This is a genomic window from Streptomyces sp. NPDC001604 (assembly GCF_042893475.1).
Taxonomy (GTDB): Bacteria; Actinomycetota; Actinomycetes; order Streptomycetales; family Streptomycetaceae; genus Streptomyces.
Map to the genome: position 1 here is coordinate 1 of NZ_JBIAUY010000016.1, position 11,964 is coordinate 11,964.

Below are 11,964 nucleotides of genomic sequence, written 5' to 3' on the forward strand. Positions count from 1 at the left end.
TGAGTTCTCAAGGAACGGACGCTTCCTTTGTACTCACCCTCTCGGGCTTTCCTCCGGGCGCTTCCCTTCGGTCTTGCGTTTCCGACTCTATCAGATCCTTTCGGGCCTGATTCCCTGTCGGCGGGGCCTTTCGACATTCACTACGTTAACCGATTCCTCCGGCAAACTCATAATCGAGTTCCGCGAGTCCGAATTCAGGCATGCGGGCACACCGAATTCGACCCCGCCGAGGGGTGATCGTAGGTAGTGGTTTGGCCGCTTCCGGCTGCTGGCGATTGCCGTACCCGGTTCAAGCGGCTCGGGCTACATTACGCACCTTCCCAGGACGCGTCAACTTGAGCGGCGCCTCGGAACGTGGGCCCGGTAGGGGCTCACCGTCGGGTCGTTGGCGACCCAGAAGCGCCACGGGTGCACGCCCCCGTCACCGGCCACGCCGGTGCGTGGACCGTTGCGTACCTGGTCGGGGGTGACCGCGGTGCCCGTCAGGATCCGCAACGGGGTGTCCCCCGGGGCGCACGCGTCCGTACCGTCGAGATCGCGGGCCACGTCCAGGGCTGTGGCCAGGCGTGCGGGCCCTTTGGCCAGTTCCATGTCGTTTCGGGCCGAGAGTCGACGTTTACGAGCGAGCTCGGCGCCCTCGATGACCTCGCCGGCCCGGAGCAGGACCGCGCTCGCCTTCCCTTCCGGGCCGCACACCAGGTTCATGCAGAACCACATGCCGTAGGTGAAGTAGACGTATACGTGCCCGGGCGGACCGAACATCACGCCGTTTCGGGCCGTACGGCCGCGATAGGCGTGGGAGCCGGGGTCGTTCGGGCCGTCGTAGGCCTCGACCTCCGTGAGGCGCAGGGCGATCGGCCCGTCCGGTGTCGTACGCACGAGGATGCGGCCCAGGAGGTCGGGGGCGACTTCCAGGACGGGGCGGTCGAAGAACTCCCTGGGGAGTGGCGTACGGTCCGGTGGCGCGATCATGGGGCACGAGCCTAGTCCAGACGGGTGGAGGCCAAGGGCTGGTCAAGGTTCTCTCTGCTTGCCAGGGTGTGGTGCGGAACCGGCCTTGCCCGGATCGCGTTTGTAGGGATCAAGGGTCCACACGTATAGGGAGAGACATGGCGTTCAAGAAGCTGCTCGCGAGCCTGGGGGCCGGCGGGGCTTCGGTCGAGACGGTGCTGACCGAGGTCAACGTCGTCCCGGGCGGCGTCGTCCAGGGTGAGGTGCGGATCCAGGGCGGGTCCGTGAACCAGGACATCGAGGGCCTGTCCGTGGGGCTGCAGGCCAAGGTCGAGGTCGAGAGCGGCGACGAGGAGTACAAGCAGAACATCGAGTTCACCAAGGTGCAGCTCGGTGGCGCCTTCGAGCTGCAGGCCGGGGCCGTGCACGCGGTGCCGTTCGGGCTCGAGATCCCGTGGGAGACACCGGTCACGATGATCGACGGGCAGGCCCTGCGCGGGATGAACATCGGAGTGACGACGGAGCTGGCGATCGCGCGGGCCATCGACTCCGGTGACCTGGACCCGATCAATGTGCACCCGCTGCCGGCGCAGAAGGCGATCCTGGACGCGTTCATCCAGCTGGGCTTCCGCTTCAAGAGTGCGGACATGGAGCGCGGACACATCCGGGGTACGCGGCAGAGGCTGCCCTTCTACCAGGAGATCGAGTTCTTCCCGCCGTCGCAGTACCGCGGTCTGAACCAGGTCGAGTTGAGCTTTGTGGCCGACGAGCACGCCATGGACGTCATCCTGGAGATGGACAAGAAGCCCGGTCTGTTCAGCGAGGGCAGTGACACGTTCCGGTCGTTCCAGGTGGGTCTGCACGACTTCCATGGGACCGACTGGGCGGCGTACCTCAACCAGTGGCTGTCCGAGGTCGGAAGCAAGCGCAACTGGTTCTAGGCTCGGAACTGCTGATTCCGTCATCGATCAGGAGGTACCGAGGTGACCGAGCTCAAGCGGCGGCCGCTCCCCCATGACTTCCATCCGCCCGTGCCGTCGTTCACGGTGACGAGTGAGGACGTCGAGGAGGGCGCCACGCTCAAGGACGCTCAGGTCTACGCGGGCGGCAACACCTCGCCGCAGCTGCGGTGGGAGGGCTTCCCTGCCGAGACCAAGAGCTTCGCCGTGACCTGCTACGACCCGGACGCCCCCACGGGCAGCGGGTTCTGGCACTGGACCGTGTTCGACATCCCGGCCTCGGTGACCGAGCTGCCGGCCGGTGCGGGCAGCGGCAAGTTCGAGGGGCTCCCCGAGGGTGCGGTGCAGGTGCGCAACGACTACGGGAGCAAGGACTTCGGCGGGGCCGCTCCGCCGCCCGGGGACGGGCCGCACCGGTATGTGTTCACGGTGTACGCCGTGGATCAGGAGAAGTTGGGTCCGGACTCCGATGCCTCTCCCGCCGTCGTCGGGTTCAATCTGCGGTTCCACGCGATCGCGCGTGCCCAGCTGATCGGTGAGTACGAGGTGCCCGCCGAAGACTGACGTTCATGGAACGTTTGCCCGCCCCTGGTCTTGGAATTGATCAGGGGCGGGCAGTTTTTATTGCGTTGTCCATCTCGGCGTGCCCGGCCAGAGTTGATCCAAGCCCGCCAGGGGGTGGGCCGACTGCACGGGAGGTGGGCTGGGATGCGGGACACGCTGGTACTGAATGCGAGCTTCGAGCCGCTGTCGACGGTGACGTTGAATCGGGCCGTCGTTCTGGTGCTGCAGGACAAGGCCGTTGTCGAGCAGGCCCACCCCGAGCTGCGGATGCGTGGAGCCGCGGTCGACATACCCGTGCCCCGGGTGATCCGGTTGTGCCGGTATGTGAGGGTGCCGTTCCGAAGACAAGCTCCGTGGTCGAGGCGGGGCGTGCTGGTCAGGGACCGGCACCGGTGCGCGTACTGCGGCCGCAGGGCGACCACCGTGGACCATGTTGTGCCTCGGGCTCAGGGTGGTCAGGACTCGTGGCTGAATACGGTGGCCTCGTGCGCGGAGGACAACCACCGCAAGGCGGACCGGACTCCGGAGCAGGCGGGTATGCCGTTGCTGCGGCAGCCGTTCGAGCCGACGCCTCAGGACGCGATGCTGCTGACGCTTGGCAGTGAGGACTTCGAGGCGCTTCCGGACTGGCTGGCCCAGCCTGCCGCCTAGACCATACGCAGAACTCGGGGCTCACCTCCGTCGGAGGTGAGCCCCGCTGTCGTACAACGACACGTCAGTCGATCGACGGCTTCTCTCGGCGTTCCGGGGCCTTCTCTGTGCCTCCGCCGCCCGAGTTGCCGCCGAACGGGCCGAAGTTGCCCATGGCGCCGGAGAGGCCCTTGAGGGCGTCGCCGATTTCGCTGGGGACGATCCAGAGCTTGTTGGCATCGCCCTCGGCGATCTTCGGGAGCATCTGGAGGTACTGGTAGCTGAGGAGCTTCTGGTCGGGGTCGCCGGCGTGGATGGACTCGAAGACCGTGCGGATCGCCTGGGCTTCGCCCTCGGCGCGCAGGGCGGCGGCCTTGGCCTCACCCTCGGCGCGCAGGATCTGGGACTGCTTCTCACCTTCGGCGGTGAGGATGGCGGCCTGGCGCGTACCTTCGGCGGTGAGGATCGCTGCGCGCTTGTCACGGTCGGCGCGCATCTGCTTCTCCATCGAGTCCTGGATGGAGGTGGGCGGTTCGATGGCCTTGAGCTCGACGCGGTTGACGCGGATGCCCCACTTGCCGGTGGCCTCGTCGAGGACGCCGCGCAGGGCCGCGTTGATCTCCTCGCGGGAGGTCAGGGTCCGTTCGAGGTCCATGCCACCGATGATGTTGCGGAGCGTGGTGACGGTGAGCTGCTCGATGGCCTGGATGTAGCTGGCGACTTCGTAGGTCGCGGCCCGGGCGTCGGTCACCTGGTAATAGATGACCGTGTCGATGTTGACGACCAGGTTGTCCTGGGTGATCACCGGTTGCGGCGGGAAGGGCACGACCTGCTCGCGGAGGTCGATGCGGTTGCGGATGGTGTCGATGAACGGGACGACGATGTTGAGGCCCGCGTTGAGTGTCCGCGTGTAGCGGCCGAAGCGCTCCACGATGGCGGCGCTGGCCTGTGGGATGACTTGGATGGTCCTGATCAGGGCGATGAAGACCAACACCACCAGAATGATCAGGACGATGATGACCGGTTCCATCGTCGTTCCCCGTACCCTTCTCCGCCTCGGCGCTTTCGGAAGATCTTATGGTTGTTGAAGATCTTGCTGGTCGAGTCTGACAGACCGTCGCACAACTCGTGGGCTGTTCGCTTCAGTTGAGTCCTACGAGGTCAGATGACGATCGCGGTGGCTCCTTCGATCTCCACGACATCCACTTCCTGCCCCACTTCGTAGGCGCTGCCGGCGTCGAGCGACCGTGCCGACCAGACCTCGCCGGCCAGCTTGATACGGCCTCCGGAGCCGTCGACGCGCTCGAGCACGACGGCCTGCTTGCCCTTCAACGCCTCGACTCCCGTGGCCAGTTGGGGGCGTTGCGCACTGTGCCGGACCGCGATGGGGCGTACTACGGCGATGAGGGCGACCGAGACGACGACGAAGGCGAGTACCTGGGCCACGGAACCGAAGCCCGTTCCGGCCATGACGGCGGCTGCGACGGCACCCACTGCGAGCATGCCGAACTCCGGCATCGCGGTCACCACGAGCGGGATTCCGAGCGCAGCCGCGCCGACGAGCCACCACACCCATGCGTCGATGTCGTTCACATGGTCATGGTAGGACCGCGGGTCCTGCCTCGGACAGGGCGCGATGTGGCTGGGTGGGGTTCTTGCCCGTGTTTTCGCGCGGGCTTCACACAGTCAGGACAGCGGCAGGCCCTGGGCGGTCCAGCGGTCGCCGACCTGTTCGACGACGAGCGGGAGCCCGAAGCAGAGGGAGAGGTTGCGGGAGGTGAGCTCGAGCTCCAGCGGGCCGGCGGCGAGGACCTTGCCCTGGCGGATCATCAGAACGTGGGTGAAGCCGGGGGCGATCTCCTCGACATGGTGGGTGACCATGATCATCGAGGGGGCGATCGGGTCGCGGGCGAGGCGGCCGAGGCGGCGGACCAGGTCCTCGCGGCCGCCGAGGTCGAGGCCGGCGGCGGGCTCGTCGAGGAGGAGCAGCTCGGGGTCGGTCATCAGCGCGCGGGCGATGAGGGTGCGCTTGCGCTCGCCCTCGGAGAGGGTGCCGAACTTGCGGTCCACGTACTCGGTCATGCCGAGGCGGTCGAGGAAGGCGCGGGCGCGCTGCTCGTCGATGTCCTCGTAGTCCTCGTGCCAGCCGGCGGTCATGCCGTAGGCGGCGGTGAGTACGGTCTGCAGGACGGTCTGGCGCTTGGGGAGCTTGTCGGCCATGGCGATGCCGGCCATGCCGATGCGGGGGCGCAGCTCGAAGACGTCGACCTTGCCGAGGGTCTCGCCGAGGATGGAGGCGGTGCCGTTGCTGGGGAAGAGGTAGCTGGAGGCGACGTTCAGGAGGGTCGTCTTGCCGGCGCCGTTGGGGCCGAGGATGACCCAGCGCTCGCCTTCCTTCACCGACCAGGAGACCTGGTCCACCAGAGCCCGGCCCTCCCGGACCACGGATACGTCCTGAAGCTCCAGAACATCGCTCATGAGCGCGTTGTCTCCCCTTGCAGTGTGACCGGTCTCGGCGTCTCGGCTGTCGCGTGCGCGCTTTTCGGGCGCAGCCCTCGATGAAATCTACGCCACCGGCCGCCCGGCCCATTCCATCGGTCCGGTCCTTAGGGTGGGGGCATGCTCTCGGAACCGCGTTCAGGACGCTTTGCCGCTTGGGGAAACGCCCTTTTGGCCGGACTTGTCTCGCCGGACGACGCCGTGCTGGCGATCGTCGGGGACGATGCCGTGCATCGCATGGAGGGGCTGCCCGGCGAGTCGGCGCCCGTCGGGCTCACGCTGGCACTGGGCCGGCTGCGGGCGCTCGGCGTCACGGGGCTGCGGGTCGCGCTGCCCGCGCCGGGGCATCCGCTGGGGCTGAGCGGGCCGCCGGAGTTCAATGCGCGGGCGATGGACGCCGAGGAGGCTGTGGTCTGCCATGGCGCCGCGTTCGGGTTGGTGCCCGAGGTGTACGAGGCCGGGCCCGACGGCGATGTGCACGTGGAGGTCGTGTGGCACTGTCTGCCGGTGCGGGAGGCTCCGCCGGCCGATGTGCCCTCGCTGGGTGAGGCCGAGCGGGAGCTGGCGGAGGCGTTGCGGGAGGCGACGGAGGTGCTGGCGCGGCTGGATGTGGCCGGGTCGGGGCCGGTGGCGGAGGCGGCGATCGATGCGTACCGGGCGCGGGCCGAGCGGGGGCGTGAGGTGCTGGCGCCGGGTTATCCGCCGCGGGCGGTGCGGGTGCTGGAGCTGGCGCAGCGGGTGGGGCTGCTGGTTTCCCTTGCTCACGGCAACGGGCACGGGGGTGCGGTGAGCGCCGGTGAGATGGGGGCGCGGGCCGAGGCGCTGCGGCCTGTGGAGCGGACGGCTCGGCGGGCGCTGGTCGCCGCGTACAACTCCGTTGTGGAGGAGCGGGAGCGGGGGGTGCGGTGAGCGCCGGCGGTTTTGTGGCCGGCGGTTGTCGTCGCGTCCGGGGGCTCTGCCCCCAGGCCCCCGTGTCGGCCTCAACGGCCTCGTCCTCAAACGCCGGACGGGCTGAAAGACAAACTGACCGGCCTCCCGGGGTGCCCGGGAGGCCGGAGTCAGTGCGTGCGGTGTGGCCTCGTCAGTGGTTGACGGCCAGGTTGCCGAAGGCGGGGTTCAGCACACCGACGACGTTCACGCTGTTGCCCGAGACGTTCACCGGGACGTGCACCGGGGCCTGGACCACATTGCCCGAGAGGATGCCGGGCGAGCCCACGGCCGTCCCGTCGGCGTGCGCGCCGCCGTTGGTGGCGGAGGCCATGCCGGCTCCGGCGGCGAGCAGACCGCCGGCCACCATCGTCACAGCCGCTGCCTTCTTCAGGTTCTTCACTTTCCAAGCCCTCCCTAGCGGTTGCTGCGGCAATCGCCGCAGCACGCACTGAAGAACGGCGGAGATCCTCGGAGGATGCGCCATCCGGGGGACATTCCCACGACGGTATGAATCTCAGTCCGGAGCGGAACCCTCCGTATTGCCGCGGCGTCCTGGCGCGCAGCGTGTTTCAGCCGGTCACACCGTGGCGGACGGCCCACAGGGCCGCCTGCGTGCGGTCCGCCAGGTCGAGTTTCATCAGAATGTTCGAGACATGGGTCTTCACGGTCTTCTCGGACAGGACGAGGGCGCGCGCGATCTCCCGGTTCGAGCGGCCGTCCGCTATGAGGCCGAGTACCTCGCGCTCCCGTTCCGTGAGCGAACCGCCTCGCCCCTGGCCCGAGTTGGCCTCCTCCTGGGAGAGCAGGGCGCCCGCGACCTCGGGCTGGAGCAGGATGTGCCCGGCGTGGACGGAGCGGATGGCGCCGGCCAGCGCGTCCGGGTCCACGTCCTTGTAGACGTATCCGGCGGCGCCCGCGCGCAGGGCCGGGACCACCGTGCGTTGTTCGGTGAAGCTGGTGACGATCAGCACGCGCGCGGGATTGTTCAGGTCCCGCAGCTTGCGCAGGGCGTCCACGCCGTCCATGCCGGGCATCTTGACGTCCATCAGCACGACGTCGGGCTGCAGTTCCTCGGCCCGGGCGACTCCTTCGGCGCCGTCGGCCGCCTCGCCCACGACCTCGATGTCGTCCTGCACCTCGAGGAACGTGCGCAGACCGCGGCGGACCACCTGGTGGTCGTCGACGAGCAGCACCTTGATTGCGTCAGCCACCGGGGACCTCCATCTCGATCGTGGTGCCCTTTCCGGGCGCCGACTCCACGGTCAGCACACCGCCGACCCCGCTTGCGCGGTCCCGCATGGACACCAGCCCGAGGTGGCGTCCCGCGCGGCGTATCGACTTCGGGTCGAAGCCGTTGCCGTCGTCCGTGACGCGCAGGACCGTTCCGCCCTCGCGCCGGGTCAGGGTCACGTCCACGTGCTGTGCCCCGGAGTGCCGCAGGGCGTTGTGCAGGGCCTCCTGGGCGACGCGCAGGACGGCCTCCTCCTGGGCGGCGGGCAGGGCGCGCACGCCGCAGCTGTCGAAGGTCACGCGCGCGCTGTGGGCGCGGTCGAGGACCTGGATCTGGGTGCGCAGGGTGGCGATCAGGCCGTCCTCGTCGAGGGCCGCGGGGCGCAGCTCCACGACGGCGGCGCGCAGTTCGTCGGCGGCCTCGGCGGCGAGCGCGGCCACCTGTTGCAGCTCGCCCTTGGCGCGGGAGGGATCGCGGTCGACGAGGGCGGCGGCGGCCTGGGCGGTCAGGCGCAGGGAGAAGAGCTTCTGGCTGACCGCGTCGTGCAGCTCATGGGCGAGGCGGGAGCGCTCCTCGGCGATGGTCAGCTCGCGGCTGCGCTCGTACAGGCGGGCGTTGGTGAGGGCGATCGCGGCGTGCTGGGCGAGGATGGCGAGCAGGTCCTCGTCCTCCTCGGTGAAGCCGCAGCTGCCTTCCTGTTTGGGGCAGTTCTTGTTTGCCAGGAACAGGGCGCCGATGACCTCGTCGCCGTCCCTGATGGGCAGGCCCAGGAAGTCGGACATGTCGGGATGGGCGGAGGGCCAGCCTTCGAAGCGGGGGTCCTTGCGGACGTCGGCGAGGCGCTCGATCTTCGCTTCCTGCAGCATCGCGGCGAGGATGCCGTGCTGGCGCGGGAGCGGGCCGATGGCCTTCCACTGGGCGTCGCTCACGCCGTCGACCACGAACTGGGCGAAGCCGCCGTGGTCGTCGGGGACGCCGAGGGCGGCGTACTGCGCATCGAGCAGCTCGCGGGCCGAGGCGACGATCGTCTTGAGGACGTCGCGCACCTCGAGATGCCTGCTCATGGCCAGCAGCGCGGAACTCACCGCGGTGAGGCCGGACCGGGGGCCGTGACTCATGCCCTTCAAGGTACCGGCGGGGTGTGACAACGGGGATCGGACCTGTGACGGCGGAGCCTGCGCCGGTGGGCCTAGGGCGGGCGGACTAGGTCCGGGGCCCGGGACGCGCGGCGTAGTCCGAAGGGCCCCGGCTGGTTGGGGCCCGCGTCCGAGGCGGGGCGGGTGGCGTGGTTCCTACGTTGAGGTCACCGCCGATCGACGGGCGGCCGAGACGAGGGGGCGTGTCATGCCGGTAGCGATCATCACAGGGGCTTCGAAGGGGCTGGGGAGGGCGCTGGCCGAGGCGCTGGCCGCGCGCGGCTGGGATCTGGTGCTCGACGCGAGGACGGAGAAAGCCCTCACCGAGGCGGCGGGGGCCGTGTCCGCGTACGGCACGCGGGTGAGGGCCGTGCCCGGGGACGTCACGGACGCCGGTCACCGGGCGGAGCTGGTGGCGGCCGCGGAGAAGCTGGGCGGCATCGATCTGCTGGTGAACAACGCCAGCGCGCTGGGCGCCGAGCCGCTCGTACGGCTGGAGGAGCTGCCTCTGGAGGGGTTCAGGCGGGCGCTGGAGGTGAATGTGGTGGCAGCGCTGGGCCTGGTCCAGGAGGCGCTGCCGCTGCTGCGGACGTCCGAGGCGGGCACGGTGATCGCGGTCAGCTCGGACGCGGCCGCCGAGGCCTATGAGACATGGGGCGGGTACGGCGCCTCGAAGGCGGCCCTCGACCATCTTGCGGCGGTCCTCGGCGAGGAGGAGCCCGGGCTGCGGGTCTGGGCGGTGGACCCCGGGGACATGGCCACGGACCTGTATGCGGCGGCCGTACCGGACGACGGTGATCCACGGCCGGCACCGGCGAGTGTGGTGCCGGCGTTCCTGCGGCTGCTGGACGAGCGTCCGGCGAGCGGCCGGTATGCGGCTCCGGCGCTGCTGGAGGGGCAGCGATGACGGTGGCCGTGCACGTACCGGAGGAGTTGTCGGCCCGGATTCCGGTCGAGCAGCGCGGGGCGGGGCTGCAGCGGGATGCCGTACGGCTGCTCCTGTCGCACGGCTGCGAGGTGTCGCACCATGCGTTCGTTGAGCTGCCTCGGCTGCTGCGGGCCGGGGATCTGCTCGTCGTGAACACCTCGCCCACGCTGGCCGCCGCGGTGGACGGGCGGGCCGGGCACGCGCGCGTGGTGGTGCACTTCTCCACGCGCGGGGACGACGGGCGGTGGGCGGTCGAGCTGCGGGATCCGGACGGGAAGGGCACCACGCGCGCGCGTGCGGGCGGGCCCGCGGGCCTGGAGGTGCGGCTGCCGGGGGGCGTGCGGCTGGTCCTCGAGGAGCCGGTGAGTGCCCGCGGCGACCGGTTGTGGTGGGCGCGGGTGTCGGGAGCCGGGGTCCTCGGGCTGCTGCGGGAGCACGGGCGGCCCATTCGCTACTCCTATACGGAGCGGGACCAGCCGCTGTCCGTGTACCAGACGGTGTTCGCGCTGCCGACCGCCGACGGGGCGGGCAGTGCGGAGATGCCGAGTGCGGCGCGGCCCTTCACGGCGCGGCTGGTGGCGGAGCTGGTGAGTCGGGGTGTGCAGTTCGCACCGATCACCCTGCACACCGGGGTGGCCTCGGCGGAGGTGCACGAGCCGCCGTATCCGGAGCGGTTCTCCGTGCCGGAGGCGTCGGCTCGGCTGATCAATGCCGCCCGGGCGGGCGACGGGCGGGTGGTCGCGGTCGGGACGACGGCCGTGCGGGCGGTCGAGTCGGCGGCGGGGCCGGACGGCGTCGTACGCGCGCGGGAAGGGTGGACGGATCTGGTTGTCACCCCGGAGCGCGGGGTACGGGTGGTGGACGGGCTGCTGACCGGGCTGCACGAGCCGGAGGCCTCGCATCTGCTGATGCTGGAGGCGATCGCCGGGCGGGCCGCGATCGACCGCAGCTACGAGGAGGCGCTGCGCGGGCTCTACCTGTGGCACGAGTTCGGGGACGTCCACCTCATCCTCCCGTAGGAGGCCCCTTACACAGTGCATTGCTCAAGCAACTCATGGTGAGACTGCCGCGGGGACGATGTGAGCCCGCGCATAGGGCGCAGATCACGTACGAAGGGCGATAGGAGACAGACCCTCCCGCCATGAGCGGGGTGAACGGTCCAGTCTGTCCGTTTTTGCCCCCACCCGATCCACTACCGGGGATCGTACGTCACACCTTTGCCACGACATTTTGCGGCCGCTAAGAATGGCTGCCGTCGCTCAGCGCCGCGGGTTCCCCCCGCGGCGTTTGTGCGGGCCGGACCCATGTCCCCCGCAGGACGTTGAGCGACCTCCGCGCTATTCGAAGAGGTCCATCTGCCATGCTCAAGAACACCAACATTCGCCGTCTCAGTCGTTCGCTGACCCGTCACCAGAAGGTCGCGATGGCCGGTGTCGCCACCCTCGGTGCCGCCGCTCTCGCGTTCTCCGCGGTACCCAGCAACGCCGAGACGACCACGAACGAGGCCACCGTCTCGACGGCCAAGGTGGAGTACGGCTCCGACCAGATCAAGGACGTCAAGGCCAGCGTCACCGACCAGCTCGCCGGTGCCAGCCTGAAGGCCGAGGCCATCAAGGCGAAGGCCGAGGCCAAGGCCAAGCAGAAGGCCGCCGCCGCGGCTGCCGCGAAGAAGGCCGCCGCCGCAGCCGCGGCCAAGAAGGCCGAGGCCGCGCGCAAGGCGAAGGAGGCCGCGAGCCGGGCCGCCCACCGTGCCGCGATCAAGCCGGCCGTCAAGACCTACCCGAACAACCTCGACGGCTGGATCAGGAACGCCCTCGACATCATGCAGTCCAAGGGCATACCGGGCAGCTACAACGGCCTGTACCGCAACATCATGCGGGAGTCCTCGGGCAACCCGAACGCCATCAACGACTGGGACATCAACGCCATCAACGGCATCCCGTCGAAGGGCCTGCTGCAGGTCATCCCGCCGACCTTCAGCGCCTACCACGTGGCCGGCACGTCCTGGAACATCTACGACCCGGTCGCCAACATCACCGCCGCCGCCAACTACGCGGCCGACAAGTACGGCTCGATCGACAACGTCAACAGCGCGTACTGAGGTCGGCGCGGACCTCTTCACGCAAGCGCCGAAGG

The 11,964-nt window shown here is 69.5% G+C and carries 14 protein-coding genes; 7 read left to right on the top strand and 7 right to left on the bottom strand.

Features of this window, described 5'->3' with window-relative positions:
- Positions 1-330 precede the first annotated feature (330 nt).
- Positions 331-972, bottom strand: a complete 642-nt coding sequence (locus tag ACFY1E_RS33890; protein WP_389082836.1) for a DNA-3-methyladenine glycosylase — start codon at positions 970-972, stop codon at positions 331-333.
- 137 nt (positions 973-1,109) lie between these two features.
- Here ACFY1E_RS33890 and ACFY1E_RS33895 point away from each other — a divergent pair, with 137 nt between their 5' ends.
- The 3 genes from ACFY1E_RS33895 (at position 1,110) to ACFY1E_RS33905 (ending at position 3,125) form a co-directional block, all read left to right on the top strand.
- Complete coding sequence (locus ACFY1E_RS33895) at positions 1,110-1,892, top strand: sporulation protein (protein WP_389082838.1); 783 nt, start codon at positions 1,110-1,112, stop codon at positions 1,890-1,892.
- 42 nt (positions 1,893-1,934) lie between these two features.
- Positions 1,935-2,474, top strand: coding sequence for a YbhB/YbcL family Raf kinase inhibitor-like protein (locus ACFY1E_RS33900; protein ID WP_389082840.1), 540 nt, complete (start codon positions 1,935-1,937; stop codon positions 2,472-2,474).
- A gap of 144 nt (positions 2,475-2,618) precedes the next feature.
- Positions 2,619-3,125, top strand: coding sequence for an HNH endonuclease (locus tag ACFY1E_RS33905; RefSeq protein ID WP_389082842.1), 507 nt, complete (start codon positions 2,619-2,621; stop codon positions 3,123-3,125).
- Positions 3,126-3,189: 64 nt separating this feature from the next.
- Here the strand turns inward: ACFY1E_RS33905 and ACFY1E_RS33910 are convergent, their stop codons facing one another.
- From ACFY1E_RS33910 to ACFY1E_RS33920, 3 genes are all read right to left on the bottom strand, one after another.
- Entirely contained in the window at positions 3,190-4,134 is a 945-nt protein-coding gene (locus ACFY1E_RS33910; protein ID WP_115908977.1) for an SPFH domain-containing protein, read from the bottom strand.
- Between the two features lie 131 nt (positions 4,135-4,265).
- Complete coding sequence (locus ACFY1E_RS33915) at positions 4,266-4,697, bottom strand: NfeD family protein (RefSeq protein WP_389082845.1); 432 nt, start codon at positions 4,695-4,697, stop codon at positions 4,266-4,268.
- Between the two features lie 93 nt (positions 4,698-4,790).
- Entirely contained in the window at positions 4,791-5,582 is a 792-nt protein-coding gene (locus ACFY1E_RS33920) for an ABC transporter ATP-binding protein (protein WP_389082847.1), read from the bottom strand.
- A gap of 141 nt (positions 5,583-5,723) precedes the next feature.
- Here ACFY1E_RS33920 and ACFY1E_RS33925 point away from each other — a divergent pair, with 141 nt between their 5' ends.
- Complete coding sequence (locus ACFY1E_RS33925) at positions 5,724-6,512, top strand: hypothetical protein (protein ID WP_389082850.1); 789 nt, start codon at positions 5,724-5,726, stop codon at positions 6,510-6,512.
- A 172-nt stretch (positions 6,513-6,684) separates the two neighbouring features.
- Here the strand turns inward: ACFY1E_RS33925 and ACFY1E_RS33930 are convergent, their stop codons facing one another.
- The 3 genes from ACFY1E_RS33930 to ACFY1E_RS33940 all read right to left on the bottom strand — a co-directional run bounded on the left by ACFY1E_RS33930 (position 6,685) and on the right by ACFY1E_RS33940 (position 8,882).
- Positions 6,685-6,933, bottom strand: coding sequence for a chaplin (locus tag ACFY1E_RS33930; RefSeq protein ID WP_365844201.1), 249 nt, complete (start codon positions 6,931-6,933; stop codon positions 6,685-6,687).
- A 169-nt stretch (positions 6,934-7,102) separates the two neighbouring features.
- Positions 7,103-7,744: a response regulator gene (locus ACFY1E_RS33935; protein ID WP_389082852.1), complete on the bottom strand. Its 642-nt coding sequence runs from the start codon at positions 7,742-7,744 to the stop codon at positions 7,103-7,105.
- Complete coding sequence (locus ACFY1E_RS33940) at positions 7,737-8,882, bottom strand: GAF domain-containing sensor histidine kinase (protein WP_389082855.1); 1,146 nt, start codon at positions 8,880-8,882, stop codon at positions 7,737-7,739. The genes ACFY1E_RS33935 and ACFY1E_RS33940 overlap by 8 nt, the downstream gene beginning before the upstream one ends.
- A 226-nt stretch (positions 8,883-9,108) precedes the next feature.
- Here ACFY1E_RS33940 and ACFY1E_RS33945 point away from each other — a divergent pair, with 226 nt between their 5' ends.
- From ACFY1E_RS33945 to ACFY1E_RS33955, 3 genes are all read left to right on the top strand, one after another.
- A complete protein-coding gene (locus ACFY1E_RS33945) occupies positions 9,109-9,807 on the top strand; it encodes an SDR family NAD(P)-dependent oxidoreductase (protein WP_389082857.1) in 699 nt (232 codons plus the stop codon).
- Positions 9,804-10,847, top strand: a complete 1,044-nt coding sequence (locus ACFY1E_RS33950; protein ID WP_389082859.1) for an S-adenosylmethionine:tRNA ribosyltransferase-isomerase — start codon at positions 9,804-9,806, stop codon at positions 10,845-10,847. The genes ACFY1E_RS33945 and ACFY1E_RS33950 overlap by 4 nt, the downstream gene beginning before the upstream one ends.
- Positions 10,848-11,188: 341 nt before the next feature.
- Complete coding sequence (locus ACFY1E_RS33955) at positions 11,189-11,929, top strand: transglycosylase SLT domain-containing protein (protein WP_389082861.1); 741 nt, start codon at positions 11,189-11,191, stop codon at positions 11,927-11,929.
- Positions 11,930-11,964 lie beyond the last annotated feature (35 nt).